General features: G+C 56.1%; 18 protein-coding genes and 5 tRNA genes. 8 read left to right on the top strand and 15 right to left on the bottom strand.

The annotated features are described in order from the left end of the window. The 5 genes from C3406_RS19545 to C3406_RS19525 form a co-directional block, all read right to left on the bottom strand. The coding region (locus C3406_RS19545; protein ID WP_233210576.1) for a GTP-binding protein at window positions 1–258 on the bottom strand (258 nt) is incomplete at its 3' end. 118 nt (window positions 259–376) lie between these two features. Further along, a tRNA-Thr gene (locus tag C3406_RS19540) sits at window positions 377–452 on the bottom strand. A 6-nt stretch (window positions 453–458) separates the two neighbouring features. Beyond that, window positions 459–533: transfer RNA gene (locus C3406_RS19535), tRNA-Gly, on the bottom strand. Window positions 534–650: 117 nt separating this feature from the next. After that, window positions 651–735, bottom strand: a tRNA-Tyr gene (locus tag C3406_RS19530). 8 nt (window positions 736–743) lie between these two features. Further along, window positions 744–819: transfer RNA gene (locus tag C3406_RS19525), tRNA-Thr, on the bottom strand. Between the two features lie 336 nt (window positions 820–1,155). On the opposite strand from C3406_RS19525, the gene coaA reads away from it, so the two are divergent. Further along, window positions 1,156–2,106 (top strand): type I pantothenate kinase, encoded by a 951-nt coding sequence (gene coaA / locus C3406_RS19520; RefSeq protein WP_103177797.1) that lies wholly within the window; start codon window positions 1,156–1,158, stop codon window positions 2,104–2,106. A gap of 49 nt (window positions 2,107–2,155) precedes the next feature. Here coaA and dppF read toward each other — a convergent pair whose 3' ends face one another. From dppF to C3406_RS19465, 9 genes are all read right to left on the bottom strand, one after another. Continuing rightward, window positions 2,156–3,169, bottom strand: coding sequence for a dipeptide ABC transporter ATP-binding subunit DppF (gene dppF, locus C3406_RS19515; RefSeq protein ID WP_103824373.1), 1,014 nt, complete (start codon window positions 3,167–3,169; stop codon window positions 2,156–2,158). After that, entirely contained in the window at window positions 3,156–4,148 is a 993-nt protein-coding gene (gene dppD, locus C3406_RS19510; protein WP_103824372.1) for a dipeptide ABC transporter ATP-binding protein, read from the bottom strand. Before dppD ends, dppF begins: the two co-directional genes overlap by 14 nt. A 10-nt stretch (window positions 4,149–4,158) precedes the next feature. Beyond that, window positions 4,159–5,055: a dipeptide ABC transporter permease DppC gene (gene dppC, locus C3406_RS19505; RefSeq protein ID WP_103177794.1), complete on the bottom strand. Its 897-nt coding sequence runs from the start codon at window positions 5,053–5,055 to the stop codon at window positions 4,159–4,161. A 9-nt stretch (window positions 5,056–5,064) separates the two neighbouring features. Further along, window positions 5,065–6,084 (bottom strand): dipeptide ABC transporter permease DppB, encoded by a 1,020-nt coding sequence (dppB, locus tag C3406_RS19500; protein WP_103177793.1) that lies wholly within the window; start codon window positions 6,082–6,084, stop codon window positions 5,065–5,067. Window positions 6,085–6,246: 162 nt separating this feature from the next. Further along, a complete protein-coding gene (gene dppA, locus C3406_RS19495) occupies window positions 6,247–7,854 on the bottom strand; it encodes a dipeptide ABC transporter periplasmic-binding protein DppA (RefSeq protein ID WP_103177792.1) in 1,608 nt (535 codons plus the stop codon). Between the two features lie 643 nt (window positions 7,855–8,497). Next, window positions 8,498–8,574: transfer RNA gene (locus tag C3406_RS19480), tRNA-Pro, on the bottom strand. 91 nt (window positions 8,575–8,665) lie between these two features. Beyond that, on the bottom strand, window positions 8,666–10,357 hold the full coding sequence (gene eptB, locus C3406_RS19475) for a kdo(2)-lipid A phosphoethanolamine 7''-transferase (RefSeq protein ID WP_103824369.1): 1,692 nt from the start codon (window positions 10,355–10,357) through the stop codon (window positions 8,666–8,668). Between the two features lie 267 nt (window positions 10,358–10,624). Further along, the gene (locus tag C3406_RS19470; RefSeq protein ID WP_103824368.1) at window positions 10,625–11,827 is read right to left on the bottom strand and encodes an L-lactate MFS transporter; all 1,203 of its coding nucleotides are present in this window, start codon (window positions 11,825–11,827) and stop codon (window positions 10,625–10,627) included. A gap of 205 nt (window positions 11,828–12,032) precedes the next feature. Next, window positions 12,033–12,737 (bottom strand): autotransporter domain-containing protein, encoded by a 705-nt coding sequence (locus C3406_RS19465; RefSeq protein ID WP_103824367.1) that lies wholly within the window; start codon window positions 12,735–12,737, stop codon window positions 12,033–12,035. Window positions 12,738–12,916: 179 nt separating this feature from the next. Between C3406_RS19465 and tag the strand changes: the two genes are divergently transcribed. Both tag and C3406_RS19455 read left to right on the top strand, forming a co-directional pair. After that, window positions 12,917–13,498 carry a DNA-3-methyladenine glycosylase I gene (gene tag, locus C3406_RS19460; RefSeq protein WP_103824366.1) on the top strand — a complete coding sequence of 194 codons (582 nt, stop codon included), beginning with the start codon at window positions 12,917–12,919 and terminating at the stop codon, window positions 13,496–13,498. Continuing rightward, the gene (locus C3406_RS19455; RefSeq protein ID WP_103824365.1) at window positions 13,476–13,922 is read left to right on the top strand and encodes an N-acetyltransferase; all 447 of its coding nucleotides are present in this window, start codon (window positions 13,476–13,478) and stop codon (window positions 13,920–13,922) included. The genes tag and C3406_RS19455 overlap by 23 nt, the downstream gene beginning before the upstream one ends. Here C3406_RS19455 and C3406_RS19450 read toward each other — a convergent pair. Next, window positions 13,885–16,212, bottom strand: coding sequence for a molybdopterin guanine dinucleotide-containing S/N-oxide reductase (locus C3406_RS19450; RefSeq protein WP_103824364.1), 2,328 nt, complete (start codon window positions 16,210–16,212; stop codon window positions 13,885–13,887). The two genes, C3406_RS19455 and C3406_RS19450, sit on opposite strands and share 38 nt — an antisense overlap. 168 nt (window positions 16,213–16,380) lie before the next feature. Between C3406_RS19450 and C3406_RS19445 the strand changes: the two genes are divergently transcribed. The 5 genes from C3406_RS19445 to C3406_RS19425 all read left to right on the top strand — a co-directional run bounded on the left by C3406_RS19445 (window position 16,381) and on the right by C3406_RS19425 (window position 21,342). Then, window positions 16,381–17,043 carry an OmpA family lipoprotein gene (locus tag C3406_RS19445; protein WP_103824363.1) on the top strand — a complete coding sequence of 221 codons (663 nt, stop codon included), beginning with the start codon at window positions 16,381–16,383 and terminating at the stop codon, window positions 17,041–17,043. Window positions 17,044–17,154: 111 nt separating this feature from the next. After that, entirely contained in the window at window positions 17,155–18,171 is a 1,017-nt protein-coding gene (locus tag C3406_RS19440) for a LacI family DNA-binding transcriptional regulator (RefSeq protein ID WP_103824362.1), read from the top strand. A gap of 102 nt (window positions 18,172–18,273) precedes the next feature. Beyond that, complete coding sequence (locus tag C3406_RS19435; RefSeq protein WP_103824361.1) at window positions 18,274–19,023, top strand: sugar phosphate isomerase/epimerase family protein; 750 nt, start codon at window positions 18,274–18,276, stop codon at window positions 19,021–19,023. Window positions 19,024–19,026: 3 nt separating this feature from the next. After that, window positions 19,027–19,965, top strand: coding sequence for a sugar kinase (locus C3406_RS19430; RefSeq protein ID WP_103824360.1), 939 nt, complete (start codon window positions 19,027–19,029; stop codon window positions 19,963–19,965). A gap of 96 nt (window positions 19,966–20,061) precedes the next feature. Then, window positions 20,062–21,342, top strand: a complete 1,281-nt coding sequence (locus C3406_RS19425) for an MFS transporter (protein ID WP_103824359.1) — start codon at window positions 20,062–20,064, stop codon at window positions 21,340–21,342. Window positions 21,343–21,365: the final 23 nt, after the last annotated feature.

The raw sequence follows: 21,365 nt of genomic DNA, 5'->3' as shown, positions 1-21,365 counted from the left end.
CGTGTGGCCTGGGCAGTCTACGTGTGCGTAGTGGCGAGTCGGGGTGTCGTATTCAACGTGAGAAGTGTTGATGGTGATACCACGAGCTTTTTCTTCTGGTGCGTTATCGATCTGGTCGAATGCACGAGCAGAACCACCGTAGGTTTTTGCCAGAACGGTAGTGATTGCAGCGGTCAGCGTTGTTTTACCATGGTCAACGTGGCCGATAGTACCGACGTTAACGTGCGGTTTTGTACGTTCAAACTTTTCTTTAGACATCGATTGTCCCTCTAAGACACGGATAAATCGGTGATATCACCACATCAACCAGGCGAAATGCCTGAACTGTTGAATACATTTAAATTGAAACAGAGAGAAATGGGAGGGAGAAGTGAAGTGGTGCTGATACCCAGAGTCGAACTGGGGACCTCACCCTTACCAAGGGTGCGCTCTACCAACTGAGCCATATCAGCACGTATTGGAGCGGGCAGCGGGAATCGAACCCGCATCATCAGCTTGGAAGGCTGAGGTAATAGCCATTATACGATGCCCGCATCCTGAAACTCGGCTACCCAGTTCTTTCTGTAACAAAAAAAGAGATTTCTCTCTTTTTAAGTTCGAGCTGGTTAATTTTTTCAACCAACTCCGGCGGCGTTAACGCTGCCAGAAAGTGGTGGTGGGGGAAGGATTCGAACCTTCGAAGTCTGTGACGGCAGATTTACAGTCTGCTCCCTTTGGCCGCTCGGGAACCCCACCGGACTTGATGGTGCCGACTACCGGAATCGAACTGGTGACCTACTGATTACAAGTCAGTTGCTCTACCTACTGAGCTAAGTCGGCATCAAGTAGCGCGCATTCTATGGAGACATGGGCGGTCATGCAACTAAAAATTTGCATAAATTGTTCTTTCGCTCACATTTTGTGCTAGAAGAGTGAATAACGCTGTATTTTCAGGCAGACGCGCGCAAATATTCACCATATGCTGTCCCGTAATGGGCTCAAACCCGGTCTGTGACGATTCCCGCTTAACGCAACACGGGGCCACTTTTTTTCTTATTATTCGGCTCATCTGGTGTTAACCTCCTGCCCATTGTCCAAAATTAACTAATCAATGATGTGCCACTCCCCCCTACCCAGCCTCTGTTGTGGGATGCGATGGCTCACTCAAGCATGCTTATGAGCAAAAAAGAGCAAACGTTAATGACGCCTTATCTCCAGTTTAGCCGCAGCCAGTGGGCTGCTCTGCGTGACTCCGTCCCGATGACCTTAACGGAAGGCGAAATCGCACGGTTAAAAGGGATAAACGAAGACCTGTCGCTTGAAGAAGTGGCTGAAATTTATTTGCCTCTGTCACGTTTGCTGAATTTCTATATCAGTTCCAACCTTCGTCGACAGGCCGTGCTGGAACAGTTCCTCGGGACTAACGGGCAGCGCATTCCTTATATCATCAGTATTGCTGGCAGCGTGGCCGTGGGTAAAAGCACCACCGCGCGCGTACTGCAGGCGCTGCTGAGCCGCTGGCCAGAGCATCGCAGCGTTGAGCTGATCACCACCGACGGCTTCCTGCACCCGAACGAGGTGTTAAAGGAGCGCGGTCTGATGAAGAAGAAAGGCTTCCCGCTCTCTTATGATATGCACCGTCTGGTGAAATTCGTGTCGGATCTGAAATCCGGCGTGCCGAACGTTACGGCCCCGGTCTATTCGCACCTGATTTATGACCGTATCCCTGACGGGGACAAAACCGTGGTCCAGCCGGACATTCTGATTCTGGAAGGGTTAAACGTTCTGCAAAGCGGGATGGACTATCCTCATGACCCGCATCATGTCTTTGTCTCCGACTTTGTTGACTTCTCTATTTATGTCGATGCCCCGGAAGATTTACTGCAAAGCTGGTACATCAACCGCTTCCTGAAGTTCCGCGAAGGAGCGTTCACCGATCCTGACTCCTACTTCCACAACTACGCCCAGCTCTCGAAAGAGGAGGCAGTCAACGTGGCGACCGCACTGTGGAATGAGATCAACTATGTGAACCTGAAAGAGAACATTCTGCCAACGCGCGAGCGGGCCAGCCTGATCCTCACCAAGAGCGAAAAGCACGCTGTCGATCAAATCCGTTTACGGAAATAGCGTCGCGCAAGCCAATAAAAAAACCGGCGAATTCGCCGGTTTTTTTCACTTATGCGTGAGGCTTCTCGCCATTTTCGTCCTGGTCCACCGCAAAGCAGGCCACCAGTTGTCCGCCGTAGTCTTTCAACTGCGGTTGCAGTTGGGTACATGGCCCAAAACGACGGCGGCAGCGCGCGTTGAATGCACACCCCGGCGGCGGATTGAGTGGGCTTGGCAGCTCGCCGGTCAGCTTAATACGCTCCCGGCGGTCATCCGGGTTCAGACGCGGGGTCGCAGAGAGCAACGCCTGGGTATAAGGATGGCGCGGGTTATTAAAGATCTGATCTTTCGTTCCCTTCTCCACACAGCGGCCCAGATACATCACCATCACTTCATCCGCGATATGCTCTACCACTGAGAGGTCGTGAGAGATGAAGACATACGACAGACCTAAATCCTGCTGCAAATCCATCATCAGGTTCAGCACCTGCGCACGGACGGAAACATCCAGCGCGGAGACCGGTTCATCGGCGATCACCACATCCGGGTCGAGCATCAGACCACGGGCGATAGCGATACGCTGACGCTGACCGCCGGAGAACATATGCGGATAGCGATCGTAATGCTCAGTCTTGAGCCCCACTTTCGCCATCATCGCCAGCGCCTTCTCGCGACGCTGCTCTTTACTCAGCGTGGAGTTGATCTGCAGCGGCTCCTCCAGAATCTGCCCCACTTTTTTACGCGGGTTCAACGAACCATAGGGGTTCTGGAAGACAATCTGGATTTTCTGGCGACGCAGTTTCTGCGCGTCGGGATCGTGCTTCAGCAGATCCTGCCCTTGATAGTACAGCTCGCCCCCGGTCGGGGTTTCAATCATCGTCAGCAGGCGACCCAGCGTGGATTTCCCGCAGCCGGACTCACCCACCACCGCTAATGTCTTACCGCGCTCGAGGGTAAAGGAGACGCCGTCCAGCGCTTTCACCAGACGTTCCGGGGCAAACAGCCCCTTCTTCACCGGGTAGTGTTTTTTCAGATCGATAGCATGCAGCAGCGGCTGTTGCATGGTGGCCTCATGCGTACTCATAGTTCGGCCTCCCGGCGTCATCAAGTGGGTAGTGACATTTAGACTGGCGGCCGCCGTCCACGGTGTTCAGCGCCGGCTCGTCAACGCGACATTTGTCCGTGGCATACGGGCAGCGCGGGTTCAGCAGACAGCCGGTCGGGCGGTCATATTTACCCGGTACCACGCCCGGCAGTGACGCCAGGCGCGCCTTATCCTGGGCAAACTCCGGCAGTGCGCGCAGCAGCGCCTGGGTATAGGGGTGACGCGGTGCGCGGAAGATATCGTGCGAGCTGCCGGTTTCCACAACCTGCCCGGCATACATCACGATGATTTTATGCGCGGCTTCGGCCACTAACGCCAGGTCATGGGTGATCAGGATCAGCGCCATGTTCTCTTTCTGCTGTAACTCCAGCAGCAGCTCGATGATCTGTGCCTGGATGGTCACGTCCAGCGCGGTTGTCGGTTCATCGGCAATCAGCAGTTTTGGCCGACAGGCGATCGCCATGGCGATCATCACGCGCTGGCTCATCCCGCCGGAGAGCTGGTGCGGATAGACATCCAGACGCGAGGCCGGGTCCGGAATACCCACCTGGGTCAACAGATCGATTGCCCGCTGACGACGGGTTTTCTTGTTGCCGCCCTGGTGCACCTTAATGGCTTCCATAATCTGGAAGCCCACGGTGTAGCATGGGTTAAGGCTGGTCATCGGATCCTGGAAGATCATCGCCACTTCGGCACCGACCAGGTTGCGGCGCTCTTTTTCGGAAATGCGCTTCAGATCCTGCCCGTTAAATTCCAGGTTTTCCGCCATCACGCGGCCAGGGAAATCAATCAGTCCCATGATTGCCAGAGAGCTTACCGATTTACCGGAACCGGACTCGCCTACGATGCCGACCACTTCACCCTGATTTACGCTGTAGCTGACCCGATCTACGGCGCGAAACTCGGAGCCTACGTCACCGAAGTGCACCGATAATTTATCTACATTTAATAACGCCATCTCGTGCCTCTTACTGCTTCAGTTTGGGATCAAGTGCATCACGCAGACCATCACCCATCAGGTTAAATGCCAGCACCGTCAGCAGGATCGCCAGACCCGGGAAGGTCACGACCCACCAGGCGCTTTGCGCGAACTGCAACACGTCGGAGAGCATGGTGCCCCACTCCGGTGTTGGCGGCTGCGCACCCATGCCAAGGAAGCCAAGAGCGGCCATATCGAGAATGGCGTTAGAGAAACCGAGCGACGCCTGAACAATCAGCGGCGCAAGGCAGTTTGGAAGAATGTTGATGAACATCTGACGCATCGCGCCAGCGCCCGCCACGCGAGAGGCGGTAACGTAGTCGCGGTTCACTTCCACCAGCACCGCCGCGCGGGTTAATCGCACGTAGTGAGGAAGGGCAACAAAGGTCAGAGCCAGCGCGGCGTTGCCGATTGACGGGCCGAAGATCGCCACCAGCACCAGCGCCAGCAGCAGGCTTGGCAGAGCCAGCATGATGTCGACGATACGCATGATGGTGTTATCAATCAGGCCGCCAAAGTAACCGGCGATCAGGCCCAGCACCACGCCGAGGATCAACGACAGCACCACCACCAGACAGCCAACCAGCAGCGACAGACGTGCGCCGTACATCAGACGGGAAAGCACATCACGGCCCACGTCATCGGTACCCAGCAGATGCGTCAGGGTGCCGCCGTCCTGCCATACCGGGGGTGCAAGCAGCGCATCACGGAACTGCTCCGCCGGGTTATGCGGCGCAAGCACGTTCGCAAACACGGCAATCAGGATCATGATGGAAACGTATACCAGCCCTACCACCGCGCCTTTGTTGCGTTTGAAGTAGTGCCAGAACTCCTGCATCGGCGTCATTGGCACCGGTGCAGCTTTATTTACAGTAACTTGTGACATGATGGCCCCTTACTTCTTATGACGAATACGCGGGTTCACCACGCCGTACAGCAAATCGACCAGCAGGTTGACGAGGATAATCATCGTCGCCACCAGCAACACACCGCCCTGCACCACCGGATAGTCACGGCGCTGCAGCGCGTCAATCAACCAGCGGCCCAGGCCCGGCCAGGAGAAGATGGTTTCGGTCAGAATCGCCCCTGCCAGCAGCGTTCCCACTTGCAGGCCGATAACCGTGACCACCGGCAGCATGGCGTTGCGCAGGGCATGAATGATGATCACCCGCATACGGGTCAGTCCTTTGGCGCGGGCAGTACGGATATAGTCCTCGCCCAGCACTTCCAACATCGACGAACGGGTCATACGCACGATGACCGCCAGCGGGATTGTCCCGAGCACCATCGCAGGCAGGATCATGTGCGCCAGCGCATCAATAAAGTTGCCCTCTTCACCCCAGATAGCCGTGTCGATCAGCATAAAGCCGGTCAGCGGATTGGTGTCATCGAGGAAGACCATATCGCTGACGCGCCCTGAGACAGGCGTCAGGTTCAGCTGCACCGAAACCAGCATAATCAGCATCATGCCCCACCAGAAGATAGGCATGGAGTAGCCGGTCAGCGCCAGGCCAACGGCAGTATGATCAAAGATGGAGCCACGTTTCACCGCAGCCAGCACGCCCACCGGAATACCAACGGCGACAGCAAAAATCATGGCGCAGACACCGAGCTCCAGCGTCGCTTTAAAACGTGGTACGAACTCTTCCCACACCGGAAGACGGCTTTTCAGCGAAATGCCCAAATCACCATGCATCACACCCCAGATATAGTGGAGATACTGCTGCCACATCGGCTTATCCAGCCCCAGTTCGGCCAACAGCTGTGCATGACGTTCAGGAGAAATGCCACGCTCGCCCGCCATAATCATTACCGGGTCACCGGGGATCATATGGACAAAAGCGAAGGTGAGAAGGGTGATACCGATAAACGTGGGGATAACAAGTCCCAGACGTCGGAGGATGAACTGCAACATAACCCGGATTCTCTCTAATGACGTACGCCTGGAGGCGCGACGTCTGTATTGCTCACAAAACTACTGCCGGGTGGCGCTGCGCTTACCCGGCCTACATTTGTAGGCCCGCGCAAGCGCAGCGCCGCCGGGCATGGGGTGCTGTCGCACCCCTTACGCTTTTAATTATTCAACAGAGACGTTTTCGAAGTGGTGTTTGCCCAGTGGATCAACCACATAGCCTTTAACTTCTTTACGCACTGGTTCGTACACGGTTGAGTGAGCCACGATCAGCGCTGGCGCCTGCTCATGCATGACAACCTGAGCCTGTTTGTACAGTTCGATACGCTTGTTGTGATCTTCTGCAGCACGCGCCGGCTGAATCAGATCTTCAAACGGCTTGTAGCACCAGCGAGAGTAGTTAGAACCATCTTTCGCCGCGGCGCAGCTGAACAGGGTCGCGAAGAAGTTATCTGGATCCCCGTTGTCGCCGGTCCAGCCCATCATCACAGCCTGGTGCTCACCCGCTTTAGCACGCTTCAGGTACTCGCCCCACTCGTAAGTCACGATCTTGGCCTGAACGCCAATCTTAGCCCAGTCAGCCTGAACCATTTCGGCCATACGGCGCGCGTTCGGGTTGTAAGGACGCTGTACTGGCATCGCCCACAGCTCAACGGTAAAGCCTTTATCCTGGCCCGCTTCTTTCAGCAGTGCTTTCGCTTTCTCAACGTCATAGGTGTAATCCTTAACGTCGTCGTTGTAGCCCCACATGGTTGGTGGGATCAGGTTCTTGGCAGCAACGCCAGCGCCCTGATAAACGGCCTTGATGATCGCTTCTTTGTTCACCGCGTAGGTCAGCGCCTGACGCACTTTCACGTCATCAAATGGTTTCTTCTCGGTGTTGAAGGAGAGATAGCCGACGTTCAGACCCGCCTGCTCCATCAGGTTGATGTTTTTATCCTGCTTCATGCGCGCGATGTCAGCCGGGTTCGGGTACGGCATCACCTGGCACTCGTTCTTCTGCAGCTTGGCGTAACGCACGGAGGCGTCAGGCGTGATGGAGAAGACCAGACGGTCGATCTGCGGCTTGGTGCCCCAGTAACCTTCAAACGCTTTGTACAGGATGCGGGAGTCTTTCTGATACTGCAGCAGCTGGAACGGACCGGTACCGATTGGGTTCAGGTCAACTTTCTCCGGGGTGCCAGCTTTCAGCATGTTATCCGCATACTCTTTAGAGAGAATAGAGGCGAAGTCCATAGCCAGGTCAGCCAGGAATGGCGCTTCCGGACGGGTCAGCACGAACTGAACGGTGTTGTCGTCCACTTTCTTGATTTCGCTGATCAGATCCGGCAGACCCATCCCTTCAAAGTATTCATAGCTGCCGCCGGATACTTTGTGATACGGGTTCTGGGCATTTTTCTGACGGTCAAAGGAGAACACCACGTCGTCGGCATTAAAGTCGCGCGTAGGTTTAAATTCTTTGCTGTCCTGCCACTTCACGCCCGGGCGCAGGTGGAAGGTGTAGGTCTTGCCGTCTTCGCTGATGTCCCACTTCTCTGCCAGACCCGGAATAACTTCCGTAGTACCGGTTTTGAATTCAACCAGACGGTTATAGATAGGTACAGAGCTTGCGTCGTACGTTGTACCAGAGGTAAAGAGCTGTGGGTTAAAGCCTTCCGGCGAGCCTTCAGAACAGTAGACCAGGGTTTTTGCCTGTACGCTTGCTGCGACAGTCATGGCTACCAGGCTCAGACCAAGCTTCAGCATCCCTGACTTCTTCAAGGAAATACTCATTGTTATTCTGCTCCAATGTGATGTTTTTGTTGTGTTACTCCGCCTGACCTTTAATTTTTTTTTACCCGGTCTGGTCGGTGTTGCCCTAAGGCGTGATAAGGGATGGAGATTCCTTTCAGAAGAGCGACTGAGTTGCAGCGCAGATCCTCCCTGAAATGCCCCTCGTGCCCTACAATCTGTCAACAGAATGTGAAAACGTCAATACAGGTGACGGGGATTTACGCTAAGTGTGAGAATTGGCAAACAAAGATTAAAAAAACCACCGGGGCCTATTTTCAGCAGGGAAATTTATGCTACCCGCCATGATGCAGCACAACTCTCTATGCATTCTGCTACAACCAGTGATTAACATTTATTCAACCGGGGTAAATTTTCTTACGGAATGGCGATTATCTGCGCACTAAATGCCGTGAACGTTAAAACGCACAGGGGAAAATGCTGAGGTTATGTATAAGCAACGCGAAAAAAGATCATTCCATATATAAAAAAATACAATGGAATATGTCACATAATCGTTAACAGGCAGGGGGAAAGCGCGGTAACCGCTATTTTGATTACTTTTGAATAATAACGTTCTGATGGGGCGTATTACTGTAACCCGTAAAAGCAAAAAACCCCGCTCAAAGAGCGGGGTTTTCGAATGTGGTCGGCGAGAGAGGATTCGAACCTCCGACCCACTGGTCCCAAACCAGTTGCGCTACCAAGCTGCGCTACTCGCCGAATGCGGAGCGCATCTTACTGCTACGCTCTGCCTCCGTCAATCCCTTATTTTGCAAAAGCCTTTCGATCGGCTATAAAGTCGCCAGACCTGTTACTTTGCGGCTTTCGCCGTGCTGTCCGGCACTTTACACCAGTTGTTATTCTCGTTAATTCCACCGTCCGGCGAGGTATAACCGAGGCAACCGAGAATGGTGTCGTACAGCTCAACATGACGACGCGCCACTTTCATATCCGCCTGCGCTTTAAGATGCGCAAACATTTTGGCTTTCTCCGGGTTCTCCAGATACTTATCAGACATCCACACCATCATCGGTACGCGGAACTGCTCCGGCGGGGCCATCTTGCGCGGCGTACCGTGCAGGTGCTCTTTCTCGTTAATCGACTCACCGTGGTCGGCGGCATAGAAAACAATGGCTTTCTTATCGCGCACCTGGTCAATCACGCTGTCGATAAAGTGATCCACATAGGTCACCGAGTTGTCGTAGGAATTGATCAACTGCTGTTTACTGCAGTCTTTATCCACGCCTTTACACTCCGGCGTCCATTTCGCAAAGCTGCGTGGATAACGCTGGGTATAGTTAAAGTGCGACCCTTTGGTATGCAGGATGATCATATGCTTACCGTCCTGGTTGCCCTCCAGCGAGCGTTGCATCTCGTCGATCAGCAGCATGTCGTCCACGCTCTTACCGCGGTTACGCGGCTCAGCGCCGATCTGCTCACGGTAGGCGATGTTATTGGCCATGGTGTTGCTGTAGAACCACATCTCGCTCTGCATCGCATAGAGATCGGAGGTAAAGCCCAGCTGACGCAGCACTGAGAAAACGTTCTGCTCTTTCAGCGTCCGCTGTGGGTTATCGCTCGCCCCGCCCTCACGCACAAACATGCAGCGCAACGAGAGTTTGGTCGCGGTATCGCATGAGTAACCGCGGAAGGCGACAAGGTTTTTCTCCTGCGCCAGCTTCGGCGTGGTATCCCGCTCATAGCCCAGAAGACCCATGTGATCCCAGCGCGTGGTTTCACCGATAATGAAGACAACGTAGGTGTCATCAAGATCTGCAGGCGCCTGATAGGTGAATTTCTTCGCCGGATTCATCAGCGATTTATTGTCGGAAGACTCATCCACCTGCGCCCAGGCGTATAACCCCAGCGCGGAGATCCAGTTGGAAGGCAGATAGGAGTTCGCCACCACGCCGCCATAGCTCGGCATATCCACGCCGGAGGTACGCTCAACATTCTTCTGCTGTAAATCCAGCAGGCGGATAGGTCCCCAGACCATTAAGCCTGCCAGCACCACCACCGCGGCGCTTCTGGTGCGCTGTCCGGGAGTACGCAGCTGGCGCAACAACGTATAGCGGCAGCGGTTGTTCCAGATAAGCAGCAGCGGCAGGATGCTCACGCAAACCAGCCAGAGAATAAAGTGTAAACCGACCACCTCTTTCGAGAGGTCGATATCTGTGGTCATCACCGAGGCAATAATGCCGTAGCCGATCACCACGTTCATAAAGGTCATGTAATAGCTGGCACCCGCCGAGCACAGCACCACCAGCGTGGCGAGTACCCGCCAGACACGGCGGCCAAACAGCGACAGCAAACGCAGTAAAAAGAAGGTAACCAGTACCGTGGCAACCAGTTCAACGACCGCAGCGATTCCTTTCCAGGCGGTAAAGTCTTGCGCATAACCATCAAACCGACGGAAAAAAACTGCGCCATTCATAAACAGGCCGATGTACAACGCAAGTAAAAAGCTGAGCTTTTGTTGCGTCATCGCTTTGATATATTTCATTAATGCAACCTGGAAAAAGGTAAAGTAGAGCCGCTTCACTCTTGGTCAAAAAAGTGAACAGGTTATTTCATTGCCTGGGAGTACGTTGTCAGAAACGTCTTTAAGCGCGGTAAGTAGACCACAGGGAAAAGAAAAAGTGGCAGCAGAGAATGTGATCCCTGCAAATATTTACAAAAAAACAAGTCCGATGGCATACCAACGGCCTGTTCTTTACACTCTACAAAAACAAAAAAGGCCGGAATATCCGGCCCTTAGAGGAAGTTTCAATCAAGCATGCGCTTGTTGCAATGCTTCACGCTGCGGCTGACGAATAGTGGTGGACAGGGCCAGCGAAATGATAAGTAAGGCGAATATTACGCAGAAAGTCACATAAAAACCGCCGAACAGCGAAGCAATAAGCGAACCGCAAATACTGCCGATACCAAAACCTAAATAAATGACGCCGTAGTTTTTCGCCAGATTATTCAGGCCGAAGAACTCACTGACCAGCGACGGGAAGACGGTGATGGTGCCGCCGAAGTTAAACGCGACGCAGGCGATAGCCGCAAAGAAGGTCACTTCGTTGAGCGGGGCGAAAAGCAGAGCCGCCATTCCCACCAGTGAAACCACCTGGCCGAGGGTAATGACACGGATACGGGCAATTTTATCGGAGAGGATCCCCAGCACCAGGCGACCAGAGAGGTTAGCAATAGAGATAATGGTTACCGCGTTGGCCGCTGTTGCCGCATCCAGTTTCACCATCCCCTGGGCGATATCTTTCGCCACGCCAATCACATACAGACCGCTCATACAGGCCGTCAGGAACATCACAGCCAGCATCCAGTACTGCGGCTTACGCATCGACTGGGCCAGCGTAAAGTCATTCTCGACTACGCCATTGACCGTCTGCACCTCCTGCTGCGGCGCATCTTTCATCAGGGTAGCACCAAACAGGATCATCACCAGCACGATTGCGCCCCAGATCATAAAGGTCTTTTCAAGGCCGACGGTGGCGAGTAACTGGCTGTCGATAAATTTGAAGCCCAGGCTGCCAAGGCCATAAGAACCGATGGCAAAGGCGGAGATCAGCCCTTTACGCTCCGGGAACCATTTCACACAGTTCGACAGGGTTAAGAGATAACCTGCGCCATCTGCCAACCCGACCAGCACCCCGGCGCTCAGCCACAGCATCATCAGATTGTTGGAATATGCGGTCAGGAAGAAGCCCAGCCCCAGCAACACACCGGAAGCCATCGTGACGCGCTTCACGCCGAAGCGTTCCTGCAATTTACCGGCGATGGACGAAGAGAGCGCCAGGCCCAGGCTCAGCAAACCAAAGGAGAAAGCCACCTGGCTTATCGGGGCATTGAGTTTGTCGGAAAGGGCGCTGTTAAACAGGCTCCAGGTATAGACCGACCCCAGAGCGAACTGGGTCACGATAGTACCGAAGAGGGTCAGCCAGCGGGTGCGGTTGTAAGTTGAAGTGTTCATGGCAGTTGTCCTGCAGCAGAAAAAAGGGAAATTCACTGCTGACAACGATATCCAAAACCTTACCTTACCAGGGGTAAAACGGCATGAAATGCAGAGGGCGCGGAATGAAATGCCGAAAATCAGGAATGAATGGCCTGGACAACCGTCTGAACCGCACCGGAGAAGGCTCGCTTCCGGTGCTGCACAGGCGATTTACGTGGCTAATTCAGAATCTGGCGCTGACGCCGAGGGTATAGAGATAATCCTCGCCGGCGGTCATATTTTCAGCCTGCGACATCGAGGCATAGGCCGCCATATAAGGATTGATCAGCATATCGGCCCCGACGGTGACATCCATCCAGTTACCGTATTGGGTGGACGGCATCAGGCGTCCCAGGCCGGACTGCATTTTCCACTGGTTATCACCGAACTGCTGGTTATAGCTGATTTGCGCCCACGGTCGCACATCGCCGACGCGCGTGTCCACGCGCCAGCCGAGCGTACTTACGCTGGCGTGCCACAGCGGGTCGATCAACGACTGCGTGTTCACGCTATCGCCAAACTCGTTGTACATATTGGGCGTGGAGCCGTCATAGTGCCAGGCGGCAACCGGTCCGGTCGTGAAACGGCGGGCCACGGGAATACTCCAGCCCACACTCATTGAGCTGGTCGCCTCCACAGGAGAAGAATCAGGTAAATTCAGCGCTAAACCGGGCGTATTCTGCGAGGAGAGGATCCGCTCTTTGAGAATGTCCTCATAACGCGGTTGGTGATCGTCGTCCCATGTATAACGCTCGGTGGTATTACTTTTTGTATCCGAAACGATATATTCCTGTTGCCAGGCGTTTGCTGTGTTGCCTGAAATCAGACAGGCCAACAAGCTCGCCATACCTGTCACGGCATGGCGGCCACTGATATTTTTTATCATCATCAAAGCGACTCCAGAGAAGAGCCGAGTTCGGCGACATTTGTGTTTGTTTAATTGAGGCCAGGTTGCAACATGAGGGATGTTGCGTATCAACCTGTATTAACTATTGTCTCTTTAGGTGACACGTCAAGCCGGGTCGATTGAAATTTTTGTAATTTCAGGAGCAAATAGGGAGAGAAACGATGCAACGTTGTGGCTGGGTTAGCCAGGATCCGCTTTATATCGCCTATCACGATCAAGAGTGGGGTGTACCGGAAACTGACGGAAAGCATTTATTCGAGATGATCTGTCTCGAAGGTCAGCAGGCCGGTTTATCCTGGATCACCGTGCTTAAAAAACGGGAAAACTATCGTCAGGCCTTTCACCAGTTTGATCCGGTCCTTGTCGCCGGGATGACTTCCGCCGATGTCGACAGGTTAGTACTGGACGCGGGGATTATCCGCCATCGCGGCAAAATCGAAGCTATTATCGGCAACGCCCGGGCCTATCTGGCGATGGAAGAGAACGGCGAGCGCTTTTCCGATTTCGTCTGGTCTTTTGTCGATAACACCCCGCAGGTGACCCAGGCGACGACGCTTGCAGAGATCCCCACCTCTACGCCAGCCTCAGATGCCCTGTCGAAGGCGCTGAAAAAGCGCGGCTTTAAATTCGTTGGCACCACCATCTGTTACTCCTTTATGCAGGCCTGCGGACTGGTCAACGATCACGTCACCGCCTGCCACTGTCACCCCGGAGGTCAACATGATCCGCAAATGGCTCAATGACGATGTCGAGCCCCTGCTGGCACTCTGGCTGGAGAGCACCACCGTCGCCCATCCGTTTATCGATGCGCAATACTGGCTGGAGAGCAAAGCGGTGGTGCGAGAGGTTTACCTGCCGTCGGCCGAGACATGGGTATGGGAAGAGAAAGGCCAGCTTCGCGGGTTTATCAGCGTGATGGAATTGCGGTTTATCGGCGCGCTGTTTGTCGATCCGGCCTTTGCGGGTAAAGGGATCGGGCATGCGCTGATAAAACATGTTCAGCAGCGCTACCCCTCTTTAAGTCTTGAGGTCTACCAGAAGAACAATCGGGCGGTGAATTTCTATCACGCTCAGGGCTTTCGCATTGAAGACAGCGCCTGGCAGGAAGATACCCAACACCCGACCTGGCTTATGAGCTGGCAGGCGGATCAAACGCCGTCAGCGTAAGCGCTGGCCCCTGATATTTTTCCAGCCACGCCAGCGCGGTATTTCCCGCGCAGCCATTCCCCAGCTTCGAGCTGGGGAGATCTTTGGTCAGCACATTGACCGCCCCGTTCTTACAAATCCCGTCGTTATCAGGATCCAGATCCGGCCATGCCCCCTGATGAATGCAGATCACCCCCGGCTTAATGCCCTCGCTGACCACCGCGCCTGCCAGCACCTGGCCGCGATGGTTCCAGACGCGGACCACGTCGCCATCGGCAATGCCGCGCGCTTTCGCATCATCCGGATGCAGCGTCACCGGCTCGCGTCCGGCCACCGCATACTGCTCGCGCAGGGCAGAGTAGTTCAACTGGCTGTGCAGACGATGCGCCGGATGGGCAGAGAGAATTTGTAACTGCCCCGGCTCAGCATTGCCATGCCACTCGTCCGGCGCCAGCCACATCGGGTGAGGTGGACAGTCGGCATAGCCAAAGCTGGCGATGCGCTCTGAGTAAATCACGATTTTGCCGCTTTCGGTTTTAAGCGGATGGCCCTCGGGATCACGACGGAAATCCGCAAAGCGCACGAACCTGGCGTTCTCCTCAGATTCCGGCATTTCAACGATAGCATTGGCTTCCCAGAACTCGGCAAAGGGTGCCAGGGTCACTCCCTGTGCCGCGCCGCGCTGCCCGGCAATCTCATAAAACGTCTCCAGCCACTCCAGATCGGTTTTACCTTCGGTGAAACGCTCGCCGCCGCCCTGCTCCCAGCGCTCGCTCAGCTCGGCAAACACATCAAGATCGTCACGCGCTTCATCGCGCGGCGGTACGACCCGCTTCATCGGCACCATATGCTGGTTGCTGTAGTCGCCGGTCATGGTCATGTCGTTACGTTCAAACGAGGTGGTCGCCGGCAGCACGATATCGGCATGCTTCGCCGCCGCGGTCCAGAAGCACTCGGAGATCACCACCAGCTCCGGTTTTTGCCAGGCGCGGATCAGGCGGTTGGTATCCTGATGATGGGTAAAGTTGGCCCCGCCTGCCCACCAGACAAAGCGAATATCCGGAAAGTGGCGATCCAGGCCGTTGTGCTGATAAAAACCGCCGGGGTTTTCCAGGGCTTCCACAATGCGGGCGACCGGGATCTTATCCACCGCGTCGGTACCGCCCTTGACCGAGCCCTGCATTGAGGCCAGCACCGCCGCCCGACGCGTCGGGTTACCGCCATTGGCAAAGTGATACGACAGGCCAAAGCCGCCACCCGGCGTACCAATCTGGCCGAGCATCGCCGCGAGGGTGACCAGCATCCAGTGTTTTTGCTCACCAAACTGCTGGCGCTGCATCCCCCACCCCGCCATCAACATGGTGGTGTTATTGTGGAACAACGCCGCCAGTTCACGAATTTTATCTGCCGGAACGCCACAAATATCGGCGGCCCACTCGGCGGTTTTGGCGATACCGTCCGTCGTTCCGAGCAGGTAGTCAGCAAACTTTTCATACCCGGAGGTACAGCGGGCAAGAAACGCTTCATCCTGCCAGCCGTTCTCAACCAGCGTATGGGCGATGCCGAGCATCATCGCCACATCGGTGCCCATATGCGGGGCGATCCACTCGGCGCGCTCGCCAAAGAAATCCATGGTTTCGGAGCGCATCGGATCGATGCAGATCAGGCGCTTGCCGCTTTTACGCAGCGCGTCGAAATAGGAGATGCCCTGCTCGTCGCTGGCGTTCCAGGCGATCTTAAGGGTGTTGAGCGGGTTGGCGCTCCAGAGCACCACCACCTCGCTGTGCTCCAGCACCAGCGGCCAACTGGTCTGCTGCTGATACACTTCGTTACCGCCCACCACATACGGCATGATGGCCTGCGCCGCACCGGTGGAGTAGTCCCCCAGATGGCCGGTATAGCCACCCGCCAGGCTCATATAGCGCTGGAGCAGGGTTGCGGCTTTGTGCAGCACGCCATTGGAACGCCAGCCGTACGAACCGGCGAAAATCGACGACGGGCCATAATTTTTACGAATACGTTTATGCTGCGCATCGATAAGCGTCAGCGCCTCATCCCAGCTTACGCGCACAAACTCATCCTGCCCGCGCACCCCCTGCGGATTATCCGGCGAGGCGAGAAAGCCCTTACGCACCATCGGCCAGCGCACACGCGTTTTGCTGTGCACCTGGTCGCGCACCGCGGTCTGCAAGGAGTTGGGATACGTTGTCGGCAACGCGCCGCGGGATGACAGCACCGTCTCGCCGTCGGTCTCGACCAGCATCGGCCCCCAGTGGGCTGCAGTCAGAATGGTTTTCGTTGAAGTGGTCACAGCGTGTGCTCCTGGATTGCCTGTTGCAGGTTTTCTCAGCCTTCATTGAGGCTGTTTATGATTAGACACAAATTTAAGAGTTATCCCCGGAATTTTCTCCGTAACTGCACGTCATAATCAACCGCCACGCCCGTCGTGGCAAAGAATAAAAAAGCTTAAGGAAAGAAGATGAAAAAAAGCGCACTTATGATTGCCGCCGTGGTGAGCGGCGCACTGGTTGTTTCAGGCTGCACCACCAACCCTTACACCGGCGAACGCGAAGCGGGTAAATCAGGCATTGGCGCAGGCCTCGGCTCCCTGGTAGGCGCAGGTGTTGGCGCACTCTCCTCCTCAAAGAAAGATCGCGGCAAAGGCGCGCTGATTGGCGCCGCAGCAGGCGCAGCCCTGGGCGGCGGTGTCGGTTATTACATGGACGTGCAGGAAGCGAAGCTGCGCGACAAAATGCAGGGCACCGGCGTGAGCGTAACCCGCAGCGGCGATAACATTATTCTGAACATGCCAAACAACGTCACCTTCGACAGTAACAGCGCAACGCTGAAACCAGCTGGGGCTAATACCCTGACCGGCGTGGCGATGGTGCTCAAGGAGTACGAAAAAACCGCGGTGAACGTGCTGGGCTATACCGACAGCACCGGCAGCCAGGATCTGAATATGCGTCTCTCCCAGCAACGTGCTGACGCGGTGGCCAGCTCGCTGATCACCCAGGGCGTAGCGGCGACCCGTATTCGCACCAGCGGTATGGGCCCGGCGAATCCGATCGCCAGCAACAGCACGGCGGAAGGCAAAGCCCAGAACCGTCGCGTTGAGATCACCTTAAGCCCGATTCAGTAAGGGGTGTGCCGGGTGGCGGCATCGCCCTGCCCGGCCAGTCGTCCCGGTAAGCGTAGCGCCACCGGGCATTTTCGCGCTAAGGTATGCTCACCCAAGGCAAGGAAACCAGCGATGAGCAAATCAACACGGCCCACCATCAGCGATGTGGCGAAAGCCGCAAAAACCGGTAAGACCAGCATCTCCCGTTACCTCAACGGCGAAAAACACCTGCTGTCCGACGCGCTGTTAGCCCGCATTGAACAGGCCATCGCCGAACTCGACTATCGCCCCAGCCTGATGGCCAGGGGACTGAAGCGCGGGCGAACCCGCCTGATCGGGCTTATCCTCGCCGATATCACCAACCCCTACTCTGTGAACGTCCTCAGCGGCATCGAAGCCGCCTGCCGGGAAAAAGGCTTTACCCCGCTGGTGTGTAACACCAACAACGAACTTGACCAGGAGCTGCACTACCTCGATCTGCTGCGCAGCTATCAGGTAGAGGGCATTGTGGTGAACGCCGTGGGAATGCGTGAAGAGGGGCTGAACCGTTTGCAACAGTCCGCCCTGCCGATGGTGCTAATTGACCGCAAAATCCCGGATTTCGCCTGTGATGTGGTAGGGCTGGACAACACCCAGGCCGCCACCACCGCCACGGAACATCTGATAGAACAAGGCTTTGAAGCGATTCTGTTTCTGAGCGAACCGCTGGGGATGGTCAACACCCGTCGCGAGCGCCTCAGCGCGTTTCGCGCGACCCTCGCCCGTTATACTGGCGTGATCGCCGAGAACGTCGAAATCCCCCTCCATGAAGCCGGGCAGATGGATAATGCCCTGCGCCAGTTCCATACCCGTCATCGCGGCATGCGCAAGGCGGTCATCTCCGCTAACGGCGCTTTAACGCTACAGGTCGCCCGATCGCTTAAGCGCATCGGCCTGCACTGGGGCAGTGATATCGGTCTGCTGGGCTTTGACGAACTGGAGTGGGCCGAGCTGGCCGGCGTCGGCATCACCACCCTTAAACAGCCCACCTGGCAGATTGGCTTCGCCGCCGTCGAGCAGGTGGTTCGCCGGATCAACGGCGCCGATGAAGCGGTCCGGGAGCAGGTCTTCTCCGGGGAGCTGATCGTGCGCGGTTCCACGGCGCGTTAATCCCCCTTCGTGATGGCGATCATAAATCCGGCATCCTGAACTTTTCTTTGGAACCGGTTCCATCTAGCGTAAAGAGTATCAGCTACGTGATGGAGTCCGCCAATGGGCAGAAAAATTATTGTTGTCACCGCCGCGTATGGCGCTGACCAGGTACGGCAAGCGGGTGGGCAGCGCGCCATGCTGCCGGTTATCGCCGGGGCAGGCGCGGATGGCGTCGAGATCCGCCGGGAGTTATTCAGCGATGCCGAACTGGCAACCTTACCCACCCTTGCCGAGTCCATTGAACTGCTCGGCCTGTTGGCCTGCTACTCCGCTCCCGATGCGCTGTTTAGCACGGATGGCACCCTCAACCCTATGCTGCCCGGCTACCTTGCCGAGGCCGCGACGCTCAACGCCCTGTGGCTGAAGGTCTCCCTCGGCAACTTCAGCGATAAGCAGCAGCTCGATGCGCTGCGCGCCCTGCTCGATGAAACCGGCATGACGCTGGTGGTGGAAAACGACCAGACGCGTTGCGGCCAGCTGGCGCCGATGCAGCGTTTCAAGGCGGCCTGCCGGGTAATGAGCCTGCCGGTCACGCTGACATTCGATATGGGCAACTGGCTGTGGGTGGGTGAATCACCGGAAGAAGCCGCGAAGCATCTGGCGCCCGCGGTGAGCTATATCCACGTTAAGGCCGCCGTTCCTCATCAGCAGCAGTATCGCGCCGTGCCGCCGGACCAGGACAGCACCCGCTGGCAGGCCCTGCTGGAGCAACTGCCCGGCGATGTCCCACGCGGGATCGAGTTTCCGCTTGAAGGGCCCGATCTGACGGCGGTCACCCGTCATTACGTCAATTTACTGCGGGAGGCGTAAGCGATGCCGAATACTCTGGATGTCATCACCATTGGTGAAGCGATGGCTATGTTTGTGGCTACCCACACCGGTGACTTAAGCGAAGTCGATCACTTTATGAAGCGCGTCGCGGGTGCCGAGCTGAACGTTGCCACCGGGCTGGCACGCCTTGGCCTGAAGGTGGGCTGGGTGAGCCGCGTCGGCAATGACAGCTTCGGCCAGTTTGTGCTCGACACCCTGAAAAAAGAGGGGATCGAGACCGCAGGCGTGACCATAGACGACCGTTATCCGACGGGCTTCCAGCTTAAATCAAAAGTCACCGATGGAACCGATCCCATTGTGGAGTATTTCCGCAAAGGCTCGGCGGCCAGCCACCTCTCCGTTGAAGATTTCAATCCGATCGGGTTTACCGCAGCAAGGCATCTGCACCTGAGCGGCGTGGCAGCAGCGCTGTCCGCCAGCTCTTACGCCCTGCTCGATCACGCGGCGGGTGCCATGAAAGCCGCGGGGAAAACCATTTCGTTCGATCCCAATCTGCGCCCGGTGCTGTGGAAAAGCGAAGCGGAGATGGTGGAGAAGCTGAACCACCTCGCCTTCCAGGCCGACTGGGTATTACCCGGCCTGAAAGAGGGCCTCATCCTGACCGGGGAAAACACCCCGGAAGGGATCGCCGATTTTTACCTGAACCGGGGCGTGAAGGCCGTGATCCTGAAAACCGGTGCCGACGGCGCCTGGTATAAAACCGCCGATGGCGAGCAGGGTGCCGTGGCGGCAGTGAAGGTCGAGAACGTCGTCGATACCGTCGGCGCGGGAGACGGCTTTGCTGTTGGTGTGGTCAGCGCCCTGCTGGAAGGCAAAACGCTGCATCAGGCCGTCACGCGCGGCAATGTTATCGGCTCGCTGGCGATCCAGGTTCAGGGCGACAGCGAAGGATTACCCACCCGGGCGCAACTGGACGCATAAATTCCCTCTCCCTACAGGGGAGAGTGGGCTAACGATTAAACCACCGTGTACCCTACAGACAACGGCGGTAACCCCCTCAACGACAGAGGCAAGCCTATGAACAATGCAACAAACGCAGTAAAACGCTGGTGGTACATCATGCCTGTCGTGTTTATCACGTACAGCCTGGCGTACCTTGATCGTGCGAACTTTAGCTTCGCGTCTGCCGCAGGCATTACGGAAGACCTGGGGATCACCAAAGGCGTCTCCTCGCTGCTGGGCGCTCTCTTCTTCCTCGGTTACTTCTTTTTCCAGATCCCTGGCGCCATCTATGCCGAACGCCGCAGCGTCCGCAAACTGATCTTCATCTGCCTGATCCTCTGGGGTGCCTGCGCCTCCCTCACTGGGGTGGTGAATAACATCCCGGCGCTGGCGGCCATTCGTTTTATTCTCGGCGTAGTGGAAGCGGCGGTCATGCCCGCGATGCTGATCTACATCAGCAACTGGTTTACCAAATCCGAACGCTCGCGCGCCAATACCTTCCTTATTCTCGGCAACCCGGTCACGGTACTGTGGATGTCGGTGGTCTCCGGGTATCTGATCCAGTCCTTCGGCTGGCGTGAGATGTTCATTATTGAAGGTGTGCCGGCCATTATCTGGGCCTTCTGCTGGTGGGTGCTGGTAAAAGACAAACCGGCCCAGGCCAAATGGCTCTCTGAAGATGAAAAAGCGGCCCTGCAGGCGCAGCTGGATAAAGAGCAGCAGGGACTGAAAGCGGTGCGTAACTACGGCGAAGCCTTCCGCTCCCGCAACGTGGTACTGCTGTGCATGCAATATTTCACCTGGAGTATCGGTGTTTACGGTTTCGTTCTGTGGCTGCCGTCTATCATCCGCAGCGCGGGCGATAACCTCGGCATGGTTGAAGTGGGCTGGCTCTCCTCCGTGCCTTATCTGGCAGCAACCATCGCCATGATTGTGGTCTCCTGGGCGTCGGACAAACTGCAAAACCGTAAGCTGTTCGTCTGGCCGCTGCTGTTGATTGCTGCATGCGCCTTTATCGGCTCGTGGGCAGTGGGCGCGAACCACTTCTGGGTTTCCTATACGCTGCTGGTGATTGCCGGTGCGGCGATGTATGCCCCGTATGGTCCGTTCTTTGCCATTATCCCGGAAATGCTGCCGCGTAACGTGGCGGGCGGCGCGATGGCGCTGATCAACAGCATGGGTGCGCTGGGTTCCTTCTTTGGTTCATGGTTCGTGGGCTATCTGAACGGTGTGACCGGCGGCCCGTCAGCCTCGTACATCTTTATGGGGGTGGCGCTTTTTGCCTCGGTGTGGCTTACTTTAATTGTTAAGCCTGCTAATAATCAGAACCTTCCCGTCGGCGCACGCCACGCCTGAACCCTTTTAAAATCAACGGAGAT

The organism is Leclercia sp. LSNIH8 (assembly GCF_002920195.1).
In the GTDB taxonomy this organism is placed as follows: Bacteria; Pseudomonadota; Gammaproteobacteria; order Enterobacterales; family Enterobacteriaceae; genus Enterobacter.
Note: the sequence above shows the minus strand (reverse complement) of the source record. Positions and strands in the feature narration are given on the sequence as shown.